This window comes from Sphingomonas sp. M6A6_1c, assembly GCF_053345135.1.
On sequence record NZ_JBKEZO010000002.1, the window covers coordinates 93,833 to 112,250 of the forward strand.

The following is an 18,418-nucleotide window of genomic DNA, read 5'->3' on the forward strand; positions in this document are numbered from 1 at the left end:
CAAAACGAAAGAGAAGAGCACATGGCTGCCACCGCCAACGACATCCTGAACAAGATCAAGGAAGAGGAGATCGAGTGGGTCGATCTGCGCTTCACCGACCCCAAGGGCAAATGGCAGCATCTCACCATGGTCGCCGGCCTGATCGGTGAGGACGAGCTGACCGACGGCCTGATGTTCGACGGCAGTTCGATCGAAGGCTGGAAGGCGATCAACGAGTCCGACATGGTGCTCAAGCCCGATCTCGACGCGGTCTACACCGATCCGTTCTCGGCGACGCCGATGCTGATCGTGTTCTGCGACGTCGTCGAGCCGTCGACCGGCGAGCTCTATGCCCGCGACCCGCGCTCGACCGCGAAGCGCGCCGAGGCCTACCTCAAGACCACCGGCATCGGCGACACCGTCTACGTCGGCCCGGAAGCCGAATTCTTCATGTTCGACAACGTGCAGTTCGACACGAACTATGCCGCGTCCTATTTCAAGATCGACGATATCGAGCTGCCGACCAATACGGGGCGCGAATATGAGGGCGGCAACCTCGGCCATCGTCCGCGCGCCAAGGGCGGCTATTTCCCGGTCGCGCCGGTCGACAGCGCCGTCGACATTCGCGGCGAGATGGTCTCGACGATGATCGAGATGGGCCTGCCCTGCGACAAGCACCACCACGAGGTCGCCGCCGCCCAGCACGAACTCGGCATGACCTTCGGCACGCTGACCACCACCGCTGATCGCATGCAGATCTACAAATACGTCGTCCATCAGGTCGCGCACGCCTACGGCAAGTCGGCGACCTTCATGCCGAAGCCGATCAAGGAAGATAACGGTTCGGGCATGCACACCCACTTCTCGATCTGGAACGGCAAGACGCCGCTGTTTGCGGGCGAGGGTTATGCCGGCCTGTCGGAGATGTGCCTGTATTTCATCGGCGGCATCATCCGTCACGCCAAGGCGGTCAACGCCTTCACCAACCCGACCACCAACAGCTACAAGCGGCTTGTGCCGGGTTACGAAGCGCCCGTGCTGCTCGCCTATTCGGCGCGCAACCGTTCGGCATCGTGCCGCATCCCCTACGGCACCGGCCCCAAGGCGAAGCGCGTCGAGATCCGCTTCCCCGACGCGATGGCCAACCCCTATCTCGCTTATGCGGCGCTGATGATGGCGGGCATGGACGGCATCCAGAACAAGATCCATCCGGGCGAGGCGATGGACAAGAACCTGTACGACCTGCCGCCGGCAGAACTCGCCCAGGTGCCGACCGTCTGCGGTTCGCTGCGCGAAGCGCTCGACAGCCTGGAAGCCGATCACGACTTCCTGCTCAAGGGCGACGTCTTCTCGAAGGACCAGATCGAGGCCTATGTCGAGATCAAGCGCGGCGAGGTCGCCCGTTGGGAAATGACTCCGTCGCCGGTCGAATACGACATGTACTATAGCGCCTGAGGTGCGGCGCCGACCGCACCGGTGCGCGCAAGCGCGCGGGCGCTGTCGGCCAGCCCCATGCAATGAGGACTGACGGCCCGGCTTCACCGGGTCGTGAACTGGAGGGCGCCCGCAACGACCGGGCGCCCTTTTTCCTTGGGAGAGGATCATGACCCAGCCGCTTCTCGACCGCCGCACCCTGCTGGGTGCCGGCACCGCCGCCGCATTCGCCGCGACCACCGCCGGTACGGCATCGGCGGCAACCGCCCCCCTCGCCCCGCGCCCGCCGATGGGCTGGAACAGCTGGAACAGCTTCGCGACGACGATCAACGAGGCGCAGGCGCGCGAGACCGCGGCGATCATGCAGGCCAAGCTTCTGCCCTTCGGCTACGACGTCTTCACCGTCGACATCCAATGGTACGAACCCGGCGCCTCGAGCTATACCTATAGCGACAAGCCGCAACCGACGCTCGACGGTTACGGCCGCCTGCTTCCCGCCCCCAACCGCTTTCCGTCGAGCGCTGCCGGCAAGGGCTTCGCGCCGCTCGCCGCCGACGTCCACGCGATGGGCCTGAAATTTGGCATCCACCTGATGCGCGGCATCCCCCGCCTCGCCGTCGAGCGCAACCTGCCCGTCTTCGGCACCCGGTACCGGGCAGGGGACATCGCCGACACCGCGAGCATCTGCCCGTGGAACCCCGACATGTACGGCGTCGACATGACCCGCCCCGGCGCACAGGCCTATTACGACAGCGTCTTCGCACTCTATGCGAGCTGGGGCGTCGACTTCGTCAAGATGGACGACATGAGCCGCCCCTATGACGCCCACGCTCCCGAGATCGAGGCCGCGCATGCCGCGATCCAGCATAGCGGCCGGTCGATCGTGCTCAGCCTGTCCCCCGGCGAGACGCCGGTGGCCCGCGCCGACCACGTTCGCCGGCACGCGCAGATGTGGCGGATCAGCGACGATTTCTGGGACGAATGGCCGATGCTGGAGGCGCAGTTCACACGGCTGGAGAATTGGCATGCGGTCGACACCAGCGGCGGCTGGCCCGACGCCGACATGCTGCCGCTGGGTCGGCTGGCGCTGGGTGCGCGCACGACCAAATTCACCCCCGACGAACAGCGCACGCTAATGACCCTGTGGGCGATCGCCCGCTCGCCGCTGATCATGGGTGGCGACCTGCGCCATCTGGACGCACCGACGCTGGCGCTGCTCACCAATCGTGCGGTGCTCGCGGTGAATCAGGCAAGCCGCGACAACCGCCCGCACTTCGTCGCCGACGGCACGCGCATCTGGTCGGCCCGCCCGGCGGACGGTCGGGGCGTCTACGTCGCGCTGTTCAACACCACGGCCAAGCCGATGGAGGTCGGCATACCGCTCGCGATGCTGGGGCTGACCGGCGCGGCGATGGCAACCGATCTGTGGACCGGCCGGCAGCTCGGCCGCGCCAGCGGCCGTTTCGTCCAGCCGATCCCGCCGCACGGCGCGGGTCTGTACCGGCTGTCCGCCTGAACCCGCCGAGTCGGCGGAGCCGACCAGCGGCAAGGTCAGTGCAAAACAATGCGGTAAAGGACCGGGCTGGACCTATCGGATAATGACTCGCATGATCCCCGCATATCAACCGGGGGGCAGATCATGGACGCAGTCGCAGAACAGGCCAGCTTCAGACCGGACGTCATCGCGCCGCCGAACGACGACATCCGTGCGACCGTCGAGCAAGTGGAGGCCATCACCATCTGGGCGCCGCGCGCGATCCTGGCGTTGTTTGTCGGATTGCCGGTATTGCTCAATCTGTTGAGCGGCAGCATCGGCCTGGCGATCGTCGCCGGCATCATCATGTTCTTCGTCGCGCGGATCATCACCACGCTCGTCGACGCACTGGTCGTCCGCCCGATGACGACGGTCCGCTACAAGGCCGCGGCAAGCGCGCTGTCCGCGCAGGTGCAGTCACTTCCAGAAGCGACGACGCTGGTCCAATCATGGTCGAACGGCGCGCCGGGCGCCCTGGCGATCACGCGCAACGGCCATCTCGTTCTGGTCGATCGCTCGACCAATTACAGCCATCTGTGGTTACAATCCGATCAGATCGTCAACGTCGGCGTGGAACGCGAGGCGACGCAGATCACCAAAACCAAACACGGCGGCAGCTTCACCTTCGGCAGCCTGTTCGGCAGCGGCCTGTTCGGCGCCTACAACACCGGCAGCCGCTCGCGATCGACCACCAAGACGATCGAGACCGCATTCCTCGAAATCCAATATCAACTGGAGCGCAACGGATCGGTCTATATATCGATCATACCCTTCGGCAGCGACCGGCGCGGCGCGGATGCGCTGTGTGCCGCGATCATCCGTATCGAACATGCCGGCTGATGGGCGTGAAAAAGGGCGCCGGTCACCAGACCGACGCCCCTGCGATCAGCGAGCCGAAACGCCTTACTTCTGGCAGGCGACGATCGCAGTGACGACCGAGATCGTCTCTTCCGGGTCGCGCACGCGCACGGTGTCGAGCCCGAGTTCCTTGGCGGGATAATCGTTGCCGCCCGGGAAGATCGCGTCGCCGATGAACATCATGCTGTCCAAGGCGATGCCGCTCTCGTCACGCAGCTTCTTGAGGCCATAGGCCTTGTCGACGCCTTCGCGGGTGATGTCGATCGAAGTCGCGCCGCCCATGTTGATCGACAGGCCCGGCAGGCGCTGCTTGAGATCGGCCTGGATGACCTTGCGCTTCTCGAACTTGGGGTCCCAATGCTCCTTCTCCTTGATCGGCGCTTCCTGGCCGAGTGCGGAGAAGGTGATCTGGCTGCCGCGGTCCTCGATCCGCTCGCCCCAGGTCTGTTCGGGTGTGAAGCCGGTCGCTTCGAGCGATTCATCGAACGCCTTGAGGATCTTGGCCTTGGTCGCGTCGTCGAACAATTCGGCATAGACCGAATTCCATGCACCGTCGCGATAGGTGTAGAGCTTGGTGCCGGTAGTCGGCATCAGCCACAGCTTCGACAGATCGGCGCGCGCCGGCAGGCGGCTTGCCACCTGCTTCTGGAACTGCGGCCAGTCGCCGCCCGAGATCACCGCGACGTGCGCCACGCCGAGCAGATCGGCGAGCGCTTCGCCCATCGGTTCCTGCAGGGGCTGCTTGCTCTCGGCCAGCGTTCCGTCGAGGTCGAAGGCAACCAGTTGTTTCATGCAGCAACTCCAATGCGGGGAAAGATAATCGTATCGATCGCGTGCGCGACGCCGTCCGCGTCATTGCCGCTCGTAACCTCATGGGCAATAGACTTAACCGGATCGGGCGCATTGCCCATCGCAATTGCGAGGCCGGCGCGTTCCAACATCGGGACATCATTATATTGATCGCCCAGCACCGCGACCGCATCGAGCGGCTGGTCGAAGGTCTTGGCAAGCGCGATCAGCCCGTCACCCTTGTTCGCCGCCAGCGCAGTGACGTCGAGATAATAGACCTGGCTCTGCACGATCGTCGCATCCGCGCCGTGCGCCGCCTTGCAGCGCTCGGCGAGGGTCGCGAGCATCGCATGATCGTCGCTGACGAAGGTGATCTTGTCGGCATGGTCGAGCAGATCGGCGAAGTCGCTGGTGACGATCGGGTCCTGGTTGGACGCACGCCGTTCGCTGTCGACATGCGCGCCGATATCGCTCGAGGCATACCAGCGGTCGTCGGCAAAGACCCAGACGTCGACCGAACTGTCGGCGGCGATGTCCATCACGCCGCGGGTCACCGCTTCGTGGACGATATGATGTTCGGCAATGCTGCCGTCGCGGCGGAAGATGATGCCGCCGTTGAACGCCGCCATCGGCGCGTCGATCGCCAGCGTCTCGGCGATCGGCATGATGCCCGACATCGGCCGCGCGCTGATCACGGTAAAGCCGATCCCCGCCGCCTCGAGCCGGCGCACCGCGTCGGTCGTGGCCGGGGTAAGCTGCTTCTGCTTGTCGACCAGCGTACCGTCGATGTCGGAAACGACCAGACGGATGGCGCTCACTGCGGCATCTCGACATGGCCACCAAAGCCGAAGCGCATCGCGGACAGGACCTTGTCGCCATAGGTATGTTCGACACGGCTGCGATAGCGCGCGAACAGCGAGGCAGTGAGCACGTTGGCCGGCACCTTCGCCTCCATCGCCGCGTCGATCGTCCACTGGCCCTCGCCCGAATCGGCGACGCTGCCTGAAAAGCTTTCCAGCTTCTCGTCCTTGGCGAGTGCGATCGCGGTGAGATCGAGCAGCCACGACGAGATGACGCTGCCGCGCCGCCAGACCTCGGCGATGTCGGTCATGTTGAGGTCGAAGCGCTCGTCCTCGGGCAATTTGTCGCTGTTCTTCGACTTCAGGATGTCGAAGCCTTCGGCGTAGGCCTGCATCAGACCATATTCGATGCCGTTGTGGATCATCTTGACGAAATGGCCGGCGCCGGCGGGACCGGCGTGGATATAGCCCTTTTCGGCGCGCTGGTCGACCACTTCGGCGACGCGGCCGGGGGTGCGCGGGATGGTGCCGAGCCCCGGCGCAAGCGCGTCGAAGATCGGATCGAGCAGGTTCACCGTTTCGGTGTCGCCGCCGATCATCATGCAATAGCCGCGCTCCAGACCCCAGACCCCGCCCGAGGTGCCGACGTCGACATAATGGACGCCCTTTTCGGCGAGCGCCTTGGCGCGGCGGATATCGTCCTTGTAGAAGGTGTTGCCGCCATCAATGACGATGTCGCCATTTTGCGCGCTCTCGCCGATCGCGGCGATCGTATCCTCGGTCGGGCCGCCGGCGGGGAGCATCACCCACCAGATCGCCGGGCTGCCGAGCTTCGCGCGTACGTCGTCGAGCGAATTGGCCGCCTCGGCGCCGTCCTTGGCGAGGGCCTGCACCGCCTCGGTGCTACGGTCGTAGGCGACGACCTCATGCCCCGCCTGCATCAGCCGGCGCGCGATATTGCCACCCATGCGGCCGAGGCCGATCAGTCCGATCTTCATGCTTGCTGTCCTGCCGATTGTGATGATGAGCGTTAAACGGGGCGGCGGCGCTGGGGTTGCGACAGGTCGCAAGACGCTGCGTTTCGCCGAAGGTCATTGAACGTCACAGGTATACCGCGGCGGGCGCCGGTTCTGGCTCCATGCCCTGCCGTCATGCCGGACCTGTTCCGGCATCCCGCTTCTTCCCGGCGCCGCGGTGAGCGGCAACAGCGGGACCCCGGCGCAAGGCCGGGGTGACGGATGATCGCGGCGGTCGCCCCGCCCTGGATCAGGACGGGGCGGCGCGTCATGCCGTTGCCGGCTGCTTGGCGGCGATCGAACCCAGGAGGTCGTCGAACGCCTTGGCGAACGATGCGACGCCCTGTTCGACCAGCGTGGCGGTCACGTCGGTCAGGTCGAGACCGAGCCGTTCCGCCTCGGCGAGGACGCGGCGCGCATCCTCGACATCCTCGGTCAGCGTCGCACCGACGGTGCCGCGCTCGCGGAAGGCGTCCATCGTCGCCGGCGGCATCGTATTGACCGTGTCGCGGCCGATCAGCGTGTCGACGTAGAGCGTATCGCGATACGCCTTGTCCTTCACCCCGGTCGACGCCCACAGCAGCCGCTGCGGCTGCGCACCCTTGGCGGCAAGCGCCTGCCAGCGGTCCGATTTTTCGAAGTCGAGGAACCATTGATACGCCATCTTGGCATTGGCGATCGCGACCTTGCCGCGCAGGCCCTTCAGCGTCTCCGCCTCGGGGTCGTTCTCGGCGACGCGGCTGTCGATCTCCTTGTCGATCACCGCATCGATGCGGCTGACGAAGAAGCTGGCGACGCTGGCGATCTTGTCGATCGGCTGCCCCTGCCGCACCCGCTCCTCGAGGCCGGCGGCATAGGCCTCGGCGACGCGGATATAGGCGTCGAGCGCGAACAGCAGCGTCACGTTGACGTTGATGCCCTTGGCGATCGTCGCGCTGATCGCCGGTCCGCCGGCGAGCGTCCCGGGGATCTTGATCATCAGATTGGCGCGGTCGACCGCATGCCACAGCTTCTCGGCCTCGGCGATCGTCGCATCGGTGTCGTCCGCGATATAGGGCGACACTTCGAGGCTGACGTAACCGTCCTTCGCGTCGAGCCGGTCGTAGACGGGCTTCAACGTTTCCGCCGCGGCCTTGATGTCCTGGATCGCGAGATGCTCGTAGCGGTCGATCGTCGCCGCGCCGGGATTCTCCTTGTCGAAGGCGGCGAGCGTCGCGTCATATGCGTCGCCGTGCCCCATCGCCTTTTCGAAGATCGACGGGTTGGAGGTGACGCCGGTCAGGCTGTCCTCCGTGACCAGCTTGTCGAGGCCGCCGGCCTCGAGGAACTTGCGATCGACGAAATCGAGCCAGACCGCGGTGCCCGCGGCGCTCAGGTCGTTGAGCTTACCCATTGTTGGTCTCCAACATCTCGCGCGCCACCTTGACGACATTGTCGAGGGTGAAGCCGTATTTGTCCTGCAGCTTCGATATGGGGGCGGAGGCACCGAACGTCGACATGGTGATCGTGCGGCCCTTCAACCCGACATAGCGATGCCAGCCCATCTCGCCCGCCTGCTCGACCGCGAGCCGCGACGGCACCGACGAGGGCAGCACGCTTTCCTTATACTCTTCCGATTGCAGTTCGTAGCGATACCAGCTGGGCATCGACACGACGCGGCTCTTCACCCCGTCGGCGAGCAGCTTCTCGTGCGCGTTGACGACCAACGCCAGTTCGCTGCCGGTGGCGATCAGGATCACGTCGGGCGTGCCGTCGCAATCAGCGAGGACATAACCGCCCTTCAGCGTTCCCTCGGCCGGCGCATATTTGCTGCGGTCGAGCGTCGGCAGCGCCTGACGCGAGAAGATCAGCGCGGTCGGACGGCTCGCATCCTCCAGCGCCGCGCGCCATGCGTAAGCGACCTCGTTGGCGTCGCCCGGGCGGATCGTGTCGAGCCCCGGGATCGCCCGCAGCGTCGCGAGATGCTCGATCGGCTGGTGGGTCGGGCCATCCTCGCCCACGCCGATCGAATCGTGCGTGAACACCCAGATGCTGGCGAGCTCCATGATCGCCGACAGGCGGATCGGTGCGCGCATGTAATCGGCGAAGACCAGGAAGGTCGAACCGTAGCTGCGCAGGTGCGACAGCGTCATGCCGTTGACGACGCCGCCCATGCCGTGTTCGCGGACGCCGAAGTGGAAGTTCTGGCCGCCGTAATTGCCGGGCTCGAACGACGCCGCGCCCTTGATGTCGGTCTTGGTCGACGGCGACAGATCGGCGGAGCCGCCGATCAGCCACGGCACGCGCTTGGCGAGCGCGTTGAGCACCTTGCCGCCGGAATCACGGCTGGCGAGACCCTTTTCGTCCGCGGGGAATTCCGGAATGTCGGCGTCCCAGCCCTCGGGCAGCTTGTCCCGGAGCATCAGCTTCAGCTCGCCGGCGAGTTCCGGATAAGCCTCGCCGTATTTGGCGAAATTCGCCTCCCAATCTTCGCGCAACTTGGTGCTGCGGTCGGTGAGTGCGCCCTTGAAATGTTCGGCGACGCCCTCGGGGACGTAGAAATCCTTGTCCTCGGGCCAGCCATACGCCTTCTTGGTGGCGCGGACATTGTCCTCGCCGAGCGGCTCGCCGTGCGCCTTTTCGCTGCCCGCCTTGGGGCTGCCCCAGCCGATCACCGAATGGACGACGATGAAGGTCGGGCGGTCGCTGGTCGCCTTGAACGTCTCGATCGCCTTGGCGAACGCCTTGGTGTCGTTGGCGTCGTCGAGGTGGATGACGTTCCAGCCATAGGCCTGGAAACGTAGGCCGACATCCTCATCGAAAGCCAGCTCGGTGCCGCCCTCGATCGAAATGTGGTTGCTGTCGTAGATCCAGCAGAGGTTGGACAGCTTGAGATGGCCCGCAAGGCTGGCGGCCTCCGCGGCGACGCCCTCCATCATGTCGCCGTCGCCGCACAGCGAATAGACGTCATGGTCGAACAGCGTGAAGTCGGGGCGATTGTAGCGCGCGGCGAGCCAGCGCTCGGCGATCGCCATGCCGACCGAATTCGAACAGCCCGCGCCGAGCGGCCCGGTCGTCGTCTCGACACCGGTGGTGTGGCGATATTCGGGGTGGCCCGGCGTACGCGACGCGAGCTGGCGGAATCCCTTGAGGTCGTCCAGCGTCAGCGCCTGACGGCCGGTCTTGTTGCCCTCCGCATCGATCTCTTCGATGCCGGCGAGGTGGATCAGCGAATAGAGCAGCATCGAGGCATGGCCGACCGACAGCACGAAGCGGTCGCGGTTGGGCCAGTCTGGCTGGGTGGGATCGTAGCGCAGGAACTGCGACCACAGGGTATAGCCGACCGGCGCGAGCGCCATCGGCGTGCCGGGGTGGCCGGAATTGGCCTTCTGCACCGCGTCCATCGACAGGGTGCGGATCGTATCGATCGTGAGGCGTTCCAGCGAACCGTCTTCGTGGATCGCGGTGTTGGTATCGGTCATGGGATTAAAGGCCCTCGCTCTTACCCTGCGTCGAACGCCTGCACGCCCGATCTGTTGCGGTTGGATCGGCCTTAGCGAGACTAATCGAGCCGTTCCAGCCGCGAAACGGTCCCATCCTGGGCAAAATAGGCCGCATCGACCTCGTCCAGAAACAGCCCGTGGCCGAGGACACCGGCAATTCCGTCGAGGCAAGCGGCTGTTTCGCGGGGATTTTGCAGGTCGAGCCGACAATCGGCAATATTGTTGCCATTGTCCGTCACATACGGCCCGTCGGGGCCCTGGCGCAGCACCGCGCCCTCCCCCAGCCGCGCCAGCAGCGAGGCGCGCGCGAACGGCAGGATTTCGACCGGCACCGGCGCCTTGGCGCCGATCGCCGCGACCCGCTTGGCGCCATCGGCGATGACGACCATCCGGTCGGATGCGGCGGCGACCACCTTCTCGCGCAGCATCGCGCCACCGCCACCCTTGATCGCGAAAAAGCGGGGGTCGATCTCATCCGCGCCGTCGATCGTCAGGTCGAGCCGCGGTACGTCGGCGAAATCGAGCATGACGATTCCGACCCGCTGCGCGAGTGCCTCACTGGCGCGCGACGTGGCGACCGCGCGGATGCGCAGCCCCGTCGCGACGCGCGCGCCGATCGCCGCGATGGCATGCGCGGCGGTCGATCCGGTGCCCAGTCCGACCAGCATGCCGTCCTGCACTTCCTGTGCGGCGGCGGCACCGGCGCGCGCCTTTTCCGTGTCAGCGTCCATGTCGGCTCCTTCCCACACTGCGACAAATTGCGACATTAATAACATGGGTGTCGGGTTGCATTTGCGCCACGATCCCCGCCAATGGGCCAGCAAGAGCAACCAATCGCCATGGCCACGCATTGTCGCGCCGGTCACGGCTGCGCGAGTCGAGACACGAGCCGGGTGACATACTTGACCACATTATCCTTTCGGGGCCGCCGGCTAGGTGCCGGCGCCGCTACTGCCGTGGTCCTGCTGACCCTTGCCGCCTGCGGCGGCGGCGGCGAGTCGCAGTCGAAGGGCAAGGGCGGCGCGGGCGGTCCCAACAAGGGGCCGACGACGGTCGGCTATGTCGTCGTCCAGCCGACCGACGCGGCAATGGTCACCGAACTCGCCGCGCGCACCAACGCCTATGAAAGCTCGGACGTGCGGCCGCAGGTCAACGGCATCATCCGTCGCCGCTTCTTCACCGAAGGCTCGCTGGTGAAGCGCGGCCAGCCGCTCTACGAGATCGACCCGCGCCTGTATCGCGCCGCGGTCAACGAGGCGCAGGCCAATCTGCAGAGCGCGCGCGCCAATCAGGAGGCGCAGCGGGTGCAGGCCGAGCGATACAAGCCGCTCGCCGCGATCCAGGCGGTCTCGCAGCAGGAATATACCAACGCCGTCGCCACCGCGCGGCAGGCGACCGCCTCGGTCGCGCAGACCGGCGCGGCGCTCGAAACGGCGCGGATCAACCTCAAATTCACCACCGTCCCCGCGCCGATCACCGGGCGGATCGGCCGCTCACTGTTCACCGTCGGCGCGCTCGTCTCGGCGAGCCAGACCGACCCGCTGGCGCAGATCCAGCGGCTCGACCCGATGTTCGTCGACATCCAGCAATCCGCCGCCGACATGCTCGCGCTGCGCCGCAGCCTGGCGCAGAACGGCGTGGTGCCGACGCGCGCGGTGGTGCGGCTCAAGCTGGAAGACGGCAGCGATTACGGCCAGACCGGCAGCGTCGAATTCTCCGAAGCGCTCGTGAACACCGAAACCGGCACGGTGACGCTGCGCGCCAGCATCCCCAATCCGCAGGGGCTGCTGCTGCCCGGCATGTTCGTGCGCGCCCGCTTCGCACAGTCGATCAACCAGCGCGCCTTCCTGGTGCCGCAGGAAGCGCTGACCCGCGATGCCAAGGGCGCCGCGACGGTGATGCTGGTCGGACCGAACGGCAAGACGGTGCAGAAGCCGGTCACCGCGTCGCGGACGCAGGGCCGCTATTGGGTGGTCACCTCCGGCCTCAATGCCGGCGACAAGGTCATCACGCAGGGGCTCAACAACCTGCGCCCCAATGCGCAGGTCAAGGCGGTGCCCGCGAACAGCCCGCAGGTGGTCAAACCGCCGCAGCAGGGCAAGGACGGCGAACAGGGTAACGCCCAAAGCAAGGCGGGCTGAGCCTGTGATCAGCCGTATCTTCATCGATCGCCCGATCTTCGCCTGGGTGCTGGCGATCATCGTCATGCTCGCCGGCGTCGGCTCGATCCTCAGCCTGCCGATCGCGCAATATCCCGACGTCGCGCCGCCGCAGGTGTCGATCCGCGCGACTTTCCCGGGCGCCAACGCGCAGACGCTGCAGAATTCGGTGACGCAGATCATCGAGCAGCAGCTGACCGGCATCGACGGCCTGCTCTATTTCAGCTCGTCCTCGTCGAGCCGCGGCCAGGTGACGATCACCGCCACGTTCGAAAAGGGTACCGATCCCGACATCGCGCAGGTGCAGGTGCAGAACCAGGTGCAGCAGGGCGTCGCGCGCCTGCCGCAACAGGTGCAGCAGCAGGGCCTCGTCGTCCGCAAGTCGAACCCGGACAATCTGCTGATCGTCGGCGTCTATGACGAGACCGACCAGCGCACCAACATGGACGTGTCGGACTATCTCGTCTCCAACCTCCAGGACCCGCTCGGCCGCGTTCATGGCGTCGGCGACGTCAACGTCTTTGGCTCGCAATATGCGATGCGCATCTGGCTCGATCCGTCGCGGCTCGCCAGTTACTCGCTGATCCCCGGCGACATCAGCACCGCGATCCAGAACCAGAACACCGAAGTCGCGGCGGGCGAGGTCGGCGGCCTGCCCTCCGCCTCCGATCAGATGCTCAACGCGACCGTCACCGCCCAGTCGCGCCTCCAGACCCCCGAGCAATTCCGCCAGATCATCGTCAAGACGCTCCCCTCGGGCGCCACCGTCCGCCTGTCGGACGTCGCGCGGATCGAACTCGGCGCGGAAAGCTATGCCTCGGTCAGCCGCATCAACCGCCATCCCGGCGCCGGCATCGCGGTGCTGCTCGCCCCCGGCGCCGACGCGCTGGAGACGGCCGAGCTGGTCAAGGCGGAGGTCGCGCGCGTCGCCAAGACCTTCCCGCCCGGCCTCAAGGTCGCTTATGCCAACGACACCACCGCGTTCATCGAACTGTCGATCGAAGAGGTGGTCAAGACGCTGATCGAGGCGGTAATCCTCGTCGTCATCGTCATGTTCGTCTTCCTCCAGAGCTGGCGCGCGACGCTGATCCCGACGATCGCGGTGCCGGTGGTGCTGCTGGGGACGTTCGCGGTGTTCCACCTCGCCGGCTTCTCGATCAACACGCTGACCTTGTTCGGGCTCGTCCTCGCCATCGGCCTGCTCGTCGACGACGCGATCGTCGTCGTCGAGAACGTCGAGCGGCTCATGGAGGAGAATCCCGACATGACGCCGCGGGAGGCGACGATAGAGTCGATGAACGAGATCACCGTCGCGCTGATCGCGATCGCGCTCGTCCTGTCGGCGGTGTTCCTGCCGATGGCGTTCTTCGGCGGCTCGACCGGCGTGATCTATCGCCAATTCTCGCTGACCATCGTCGCGGCGATGGTGCTGTCTGTGCTCGTCGCGCTGATCCTGTCGCCGGCGCTCACCGCCTCGCTGCTCAAGCAGAAATCGCAGGAGGCCGAGGAGGCGCAGGGCTTCAAGCGCCGCTTCCCGCGGGTCGCCGGCTGGGGGACCAAGGCATCGACCTGGTTCAACACCAATTTCGAACGCGGCGTTGAGCGCTACACCAATGCGGTGCGCGCGGTGGTCGATCGCAAATGGCTGTTCCTGCTGATCTATCTCGGGCTCGTCGCGCTGCTGGCGATCCTGTTCCTGCGCCTGCCCACCGGCTTCCTGCCGACCGAGGACCAGGGGTCGGCGATCGTCCAGTTCCGCCTGCCCGCCGGCGCCACCCAGGCGCGGACGATCGAGGTGCAGAAGCAGGTCGAGAATTACTTCATCCAGAACGAAGGCAAGAATTCGTCGGTGCTGTTCACCGTCGCCGGCGGCGGCGGTGGCGGCGCGAGCGGGCAGAACACCGGCCAGGGCTTCCTCAACTTCGTCGACTGGTCGGAACGCAAGGGCAAGGAGAACACCGCCGACGCGATCACCGGTCGCGCCTCCGCCGCCTTCCGCGGCCTGCGCGACGCACAGGTGTTCGCATTGGTGCCGCCCGCGGTCCGCGGCCTCGGCCAGTCCGACGGCTTCACAATGGAGTTGCAGAACACCGGCGGCCTGTCGCAGGACCAGTTCAATGCCGCGCGCGACAAATTGCTCGCGATGGCCAATGCCGATTCGATGCTCGCCTCGGTGCGCCTCACCGAATTGCCCGACATCGCGACGCTGCGCGTCGACATGGACCAGCAGAAGCTGTCCGCGCTCGGCCTGACGCAGAGCAACGCCAACGGCACGCTCACCACCGCCTGGGGCGGCCAATACGTCAACGATTTCATCGATCGCGGTCGCGTCAAGCGCGTCTACGTGCAGGGCGATGCGCAATATCGCGCGTCGCCGGAAGATCTGAAGCAATGGTTCGTGCGCGGGTCGAACGGGCAGATGGTGCCCTTCTCGTCCTTCGCGAGCACCGGCTGGGCGACCGCACCGACGACGCTGTCGCGGTTCAACGGCATCTCCTCCTATGAATTCCAGGGCTCGGCCGCGGCCGGCAAGAGCTCGGGCGACGCGATGACGCGGATGGCCGAGCTGGCGGCGCAGATCCCCGGCACCTCGGTGAGCTGGGCCGGCCTGTCCTATCAGGAGCGGCTGTCCTCCGGTCAAGCGCCGCTGCTTTACGGCCTGTCGATCCTCGTCGTCTTCCTGTGCCTCGCGGCGCTGTACGAAAGCTGGTCGATCCCGTTCGCGGTGCTGCTCATCATCCCGCTGGGGCTGATCGGCGCGATCGCCTTCGTCACGCTGCGCGGGCTGACCAACGACGTCTATCTGCAGATAGGCCTGCTGACGACGATGGGTCTTGCCGCCAAGAATGCGATCCTGATGATCGAATTCGCCGAACAGGCGGAGCGCAAGGGCGCGCGCGTCTTCGACGCCGCGCTGGAGGCCGCCAAGATCCGTCTGCGGCCGATCCTGATGACCAGCTTCGCCTTCATCTTCGGCGTGCTGCCGCTGGCGATCTCGACCGGTGCCGGCGCGAACAGCCGCATCGCGATCGGCACCGCGGTGATCGGCGGCATGCTGTCGGCCACCTTCCTCGCGATCTTCTACATTCCGTTGTTCTTCGTGCTCGTCCGTCGCGGCGTCCGCGACGGGATCGCCAAGCTGCGCGGTCGCCCGACCGGCCATCAGGGCGGCAAGGACAATAAGGAGCCGCCCGCGCCGCCGATGCCGCCCGCCGCCGAGCCGGAGCCCGCCCGATGACCCGTTCGATTCTCGCCCTGGCGCTCGCGGCGAGCGCGCTGTCGGCCTGTTCGATGGAGCCGAAATACGTCCGCTCGGAAACGCCGGTGCCGACGTCGTGGCCGGTCGGCGACGCCTATCTGCGCCAGAGCGAAGCGGCGCTGCCCGCCTTCACCTATCGCGACATCTTCAAGGATCGCCGGCTTCAGACGCTGATCGACCAGGCGCTGGTCAACAACCGCGACCTGCGCGTCGCCGCCGCCAACATCACTGCGGCGCGCGCGCAATATCGCATCCAGCGTGCCGACCTGTTCCCCGCGGTCGACGCCTCGGGCCGCTACACCTATTCGGGTGGCGGCAACGGCGCGCGCAGCACCGCGAGCAGCGGCAGCACCGGCAATACGGGCACCGGCAATACCGGGACGGGCAACACCGGCACGGGCAATACGGGGACCGGCACGGGCGTCGGCACCGGCAACGGCTCGACCGGCACGATCACCACCACCGGCAACGGCAACAGCGCCTTCTCCGCGCAGCTCGGCGTCACCGCCTTTGAACTCGACCTGTTCGGCCGCATCCGGTCGCTGTCGCGCGCCGCGCTCGACCGCTATTTCGCCACCGAGGCGGCGGCGCGTGCCACCCGCCTGACGCTGGTCGGCGACATCGCCGATGCGTGGCTGACCTATGCCGCCGACCGCAGCCTGCTCAAGGTCGCGCAGGACACCGCCACCAGTGCGCAGGTCAGCGTCCGCCTCACCCGCGCCCGGCTCGAAGGCGGGGTCAGCGCGCGCACCGACCTGCGCCAGGCCGAACAAATCCTCGAAACCGCCAACGCCGATCTCGCCGAACAGAAGACGCTGGTGGCGCAGGACGTCAATGCGCTGCAATTGCTGGTCGGCGCGCCGGTCGATCCGACGCTGCTCCCCGTCTCGATCGACGAGGCGCAGGCGACGATCGCGACGTTGCCCGCGGGCATCGACAGCGGCGTGCTGCTGCGCCGCCCCGACGTCGTCCAGTCCGAATATCAGCTCCGCGCCTACAATGCAGAGATCGGCGCGGCGCGCGCCGCGTTGTTCCCGCGCATCTCGCTGACCGGGCTCGTCGGCTTCGCCAGCACCGCGCTGTCGTCGCTGTTCGCCGGCGGCGCGTTCAATTACTCCGTCGCGCCCTCGGTCAGCTATCCGATCTTCCAGGCCGGTGCCGGCCGGGCCAACGTCCGCTATACCGAGGCGCAGCGCGACGCCGCGCTCGCCACCTACGAGAAGACGATCCAGACCGCGTTCCAGGAAACCGCGGATGCCCTCGCACGGCAGGGCACGATCGCCGACCAGCTGCGCGCGCAGACCAATTTCCAGGCGGCGGCGGCGGATACGCTGCAACTCGTCAACGCGCGCTATCAGGGCGGGATCGACACCTTCCTGTCGAGCCTCGACGCGCAGCGTTCGTTCTACACCGCGCAGCGCACGCTGATCACCACGACGCTGACCGGCGCGAGCAATCGCGTCACGCTGTACCGCGTGCTCGGCGGCGATTCGACGCTGGAGGCGACGCCGCAGGGCCCGCAACCGGTGACGCCCAACGGAACGCCACGCGACGGTTGACGCTTATGCGTGATATCCCCGATGGTTAGCATCCATCAGGGCAGGAACCGCACGCATGAGCCACACGATCCGCCGCTTCCGCCCGACCGACGATGCGGCGATGCTCGCCTTCGCCGCGAGCCTGCCCGAACATGATCTGCTGTTCCTCGGCCGCGACCTGCGCCACGAGCGCGTTATCGAGGCGTGGCAGCAGGCGATCGGCGAAGGCTGGATCGACAGCCTCGTTGCGGAGGACGGCGGCCGCATCGTCGCCACCGGCGCGCTGGTCCGCGATCCGCTCGGCTGGAGCGGCCATGTCGGCGAGATCCGCCTGCTCGTCGCCACCGATCGTCGCGGCGCGGGGCTCGGCGGCGATCTGCTCGAGGCCCTGCTCGCGATCGCCCGCGCGCATGGCCTCGCCAAGCTCAGCGCGACGATGACGCCCGATCAGGCCGGCTCGATCGCCTTGTTCGAGGGGCTCGGCTTCCGCCGCGAGGCGCTGCTCGCCGGCCACGTCCGCGCCCGCGACGGCGTCGCCCACGACCTGCTGATCCTAGCCCGCCCGATCCCTACCGGCTGAGGTCGCGACGGGTCAGTCCGGGATAAGGTTTGGCCGATCAAATAAGCGCATCGGCATCCAAGCTCACTCCGTCATCCCGGAGCGAATCAAAGTCTCTGCGAAAGTCGGTGCGCTCACCCCAGCATTGTACCCCGGCGAAGGCCGGGGTGACTAATCCAATAAGGACACGGCCCGAACCTCGCTGATGTCGCCGCATCCGTGCTACGACGATCAGCGAGGCGCGCCCCCGTCCGCTCAGCCCGCCTTGTCGTCCCCCGACCGCGCCGGCGACACCGCATCGCGACCGAACTGCATGATCAGCTCGCCCATCTCGCGCGCCTGGTTCATCGCGCGCTGGCCCTGTTCGCGCAGGTACTCGCCCTGGATGCGCATCACTTCGCTGAGGTCTTTCGCCTGCGCTGCCTCGCGCATCGCTTCGAACGCCTGACGCGAATTCTGCTCGGCCTGTTCGATGATCTTCAGGCCGATCGTCGCGCCGTTGTCGGCCGCCTTCTGGCCGGAGGCACGCATCGCCTCGCCGGCGCGACGGGCGGGATCGAGCACATGGTCCGAAAAGCCCGCGCGCGCCCGCTCGGCGGCATCGCGCATCGCATCCGCAGCGCCCTGACCCGCATCCGCGCCCGCGCCGTTGCCGGCACCACCGAAATCCTCGGCCATCATCGCTCTCCTCTCATCTTGGGACGCCGTATCGGCGGTCCGCTTGGTTACCACGCCCTCAACGTGTGATAGATGGCTTGGCTCCGGCAGCGTGACGAAGCAGCCGTTGCGTCGCGTTCGCGCGCCGGTAGAAGGCCCGTTGCATGTCGAAGATCGAAAACCCGATGCCGCCCCGCATTCGCGGCGAACTGCTCCACCGTGCGATCGGACTCGGTGAGGAACTGATCCGCCTGTCGGACGACCTCGGTCATACCGTCGCGGGTCTGCACATCTGTCAGGGCGTCGAGATGATGCGCGAGGAGGCGGAGCGGCTGCTCGGCTCCGCCTGATCCC

15 protein-coding genes are annotated in these 18,418 nt (G+C 66.6%); 8 read left to right on the plus strand and 7 right to left on the minus strand.

Annotated elements, in window-relative coordinates; all coding sequences use genetic code 11:
• Positions 1-21 precede the first annotated feature (21 nt).
• The 3 genes from glnA (at position 22) to ACLBWH_RS03525 (ending at position 3,787) form a co-directional block, all read left to right on the plus strand.
• Entirely contained in the window at positions 22-1,434 is a 1,413-nt protein-coding gene (glnA, locus tag ACLBWH_RS03515) for a type I glutamate--ammonia ligase (RefSeq protein WP_322847662.1), read from the plus strand.
• Between the two features lie 148 nt (positions 1,435-1,582).
• Entirely contained in the window at positions 1,583-2,929 is a 1,347-nt protein-coding gene (locus tag ACLBWH_RS03520; RefSeq protein ID WP_447796832.1) for a glycoside hydrolase family 27 protein, read from the plus strand.
• A 123-nt stretch (positions 2,930-3,052) separates the two neighbouring features.
• Positions 3,053-3,787 carry a hypothetical protein gene (locus ACLBWH_RS03525; RefSeq protein ID WP_447796834.1) on the plus strand — a complete coding sequence of 245 codons (735 nt, stop codon included), beginning with the start codon at positions 3,053-3,055 and terminating at the stop codon, positions 3,785-3,787.
• A 63-nt stretch (positions 3,788-3,850) separates the two neighbouring features.
• On the opposite strand, the gene ACLBWH_RS03530 is transcribed toward ACLBWH_RS03525, so the two are convergent.
• The 6 genes from ACLBWH_RS03530 to rpiA all read right to left on the minus strand — a co-directional run bounded on the left by ACLBWH_RS03530 (position 3,851) and on the right by rpiA (position 10,659).
• Complete coding sequence (locus ACLBWH_RS03530) at positions 3,851-4,597, minus strand: HAD-IIB family hydrolase (protein WP_447796836.1); 747 nt, start codon at positions 4,595-4,597, stop codon at positions 3,851-3,853.
• Complete coding sequence (locus ACLBWH_RS03535) at positions 4,594-5,412, minus strand: Cof-type HAD-IIB family hydrolase (RefSeq protein ID WP_447796838.1); 819 nt, start codon at positions 5,410-5,412, stop codon at positions 4,594-4,596. The genes ACLBWH_RS03530 and ACLBWH_RS03535 overlap by 4 nt, the downstream gene beginning before the upstream one ends.
• Complete coding sequence (gnd, locus tag ACLBWH_RS03540; protein ID WP_447796839.1) at positions 5,409-6,392, minus strand: phosphogluconate dehydrogenase (NAD(+)-dependent, decarboxylating); 984 nt, start codon at positions 6,390-6,392, stop codon at positions 5,409-5,411. The genes ACLBWH_RS03535 and gnd overlap by 4 nt, the downstream gene beginning before the upstream one ends.
• Before the next feature lie 286 nt (positions 6,393-6,678).
• Complete coding sequence (tal, locus tag ACLBWH_RS03545) at positions 6,679-7,803, minus strand: transaldolase (protein WP_447796841.1); 1,125 nt, start codon at positions 7,801-7,803, stop codon at positions 6,679-6,681.
• Complete coding sequence (tkt, locus tag ACLBWH_RS03550) at positions 7,796-9,871, minus strand: transketolase (protein ID WP_447796842.1); 2,076 nt, start codon at positions 9,869-9,871, stop codon at positions 7,796-7,798. Before tkt ends, tal begins: the two co-directional genes overlap by 8 nt.
• 80 nt (positions 9,872-9,951) lie before the next feature.
• Positions 9,952-10,659, minus strand: coding sequence for a ribose-5-phosphate isomerase RpiA (gene rpiA / locus ACLBWH_RS03555; protein ID WP_447797470.1), 708 nt, complete (start codon positions 10,657-10,659; stop codon positions 9,952-9,954).
• Positions 10,660-10,857: 198 nt separating this feature from the next.
• On the opposite strand from rpiA, the gene ACLBWH_RS03560 reads away from it, so the two are divergent.
• From ACLBWH_RS03560 to ACLBWH_RS03575, 4 genes are read left to right on the plus strand one after another with little or no spacing between them, the layout of a single operon-like run.
• Positions 10,858-12,033 carry an efflux RND transporter periplasmic adaptor subunit gene (locus ACLBWH_RS03560; RefSeq protein ID WP_447797472.1) on the plus strand — a complete coding sequence of 392 codons (1,176 nt, stop codon included), beginning with the start codon at positions 10,858-10,860 and terminating at the stop codon, positions 12,031-12,033.
• 4 nt (positions 12,034-12,037) lie between these two features.
• Entirely contained in the window at positions 12,038-15,289 is a 3,252-nt protein-coding gene (locus tag ACLBWH_RS03565) for an efflux RND transporter permease subunit (RefSeq protein WP_322847655.1), read from the plus strand.
• A complete protein-coding gene (locus tag ACLBWH_RS03570) occupies positions 15,286-16,869 on the plus strand; it encodes an efflux transporter outer membrane subunit (RefSeq protein WP_447796843.1) in 1,584 nt (527 codons plus the stop codon). The genes ACLBWH_RS03565 and ACLBWH_RS03570 overlap by 4 nt, the downstream gene beginning before the upstream one ends.
• 55 nt (positions 16,870-16,924) lie before the next feature.
• Positions 16,925-17,428 (plus strand): GNAT family N-acetyltransferase, encoded by a 504-nt coding sequence (locus tag ACLBWH_RS03575; protein ID WP_322847653.1) that lies wholly within the window; start codon positions 16,925-16,927, stop codon positions 17,426-17,428.
• Between the two features lie 234 nt (positions 17,429-17,662).
• Here the strand turns inward: ACLBWH_RS03575 and ACLBWH_RS03580 are convergent, their stop codons facing one another.
• Entirely contained in the window at positions 17,663-18,085 is a 423-nt protein-coding gene (locus ACLBWH_RS03580) for a phasin family protein (RefSeq protein WP_447796845.1), read from the minus strand.
• Between the two features lie 143 nt (positions 18,086-18,228).
• On the opposite strand from ACLBWH_RS03580, the gene ACLBWH_RS03585 reads away from it, so the two are divergent.
• Positions 18,229-18,414: a hypothetical protein gene (locus ACLBWH_RS03585; RefSeq protein WP_322847651.1), complete on the plus strand. Its 186-nt coding sequence runs from the start codon at positions 18,229-18,231 to the stop codon at positions 18,412-18,414.
• Positions 18,415-18,418 lie beyond the last annotated feature (4 nt).

Excerpts from the sequence above, each read along its gene's own strand:
- glnA (WP_322847662.1), top strand. The coding sequence starts at position 22 with ATGGCTGCCACCGCCAACGACATCCTGAACAAGATCAAGGAAGAGGAG.
- ACLBWH_RS03575 (WP_322847653.1), top strand. The coding sequence starts at position 16,925 with ATGAGCCACACGATCCGCCGCTTCCGCCCGACCGACGATGCGGCGATG.
- ACLBWH_RS03585 (WP_322847651.1), top strand. The coding sequence starts at position 18,229 with ATGTCGAAGATCGAAAACCCGATGCCGCCCCGCATTCGCGGCGAACTG.
- ACLBWH_RS03525 (WP_447796834.1), top strand. The coding sequence starts at position 3,053 with ATGGACGCAGTCGCAGAACAGGCCAGCTTCAGACCGGACGTCATCGCG.
- ACLBWH_RS03580 (WP_447796845.1), bottom strand. The coding sequence starts at position 18,085 with ATGGCCGAGGATTTCGGTGGTGCCGGCAACGGCGCGGGCGCGGATGCG.
- tal (WP_447796841.1), bottom strand. The coding sequence starts at position 7,803 with ATGGGTAAGCTCAACGACCTGAGCGCCGCGGGCACCGCGGTCTGGCTC.
- rpiA (WP_447797470.1), bottom strand. The coding sequence starts at position 10,659 with ATGTCGCAATTTGTCGCAGTGTGGGAAGGAGCCGACATGGACGCTGAC.
- ACLBWH_RS03520 (WP_447796832.1), top strand. The coding sequence starts at position 1,583 with ATGACCCAGCCGCTTCTCGACCGCCGCACCCTGCTGGGTGCCGGCACC.
- tkt (WP_447796842.1), bottom strand. The coding sequence starts at position 9,871 with ATGACCGATACCAACACCGCGATCCACGAAGACGGTTCGCTGGAACGC.
- ACLBWH_RS03530 (WP_447796836.1), bottom strand. The coding sequence starts at position 4,597 with ATGAAACAACTGGTTGCCTTCGACCTCGACGGAACGCTGGCCGAGAGC.
- ACLBWH_RS03570 (WP_447796843.1), top strand. The coding sequence starts at position 15,286 with ATGACCCGTTCGATTCTCGCCCTGGCGCTCGCGGCGAGCGCGCTGTCG.
- gnd (WP_447796839.1), bottom strand. The coding sequence starts at position 6,392 with ATGAAGATCGGACTGATCGGCCTCGGCCGCATGGGTGGCAATATCGCG.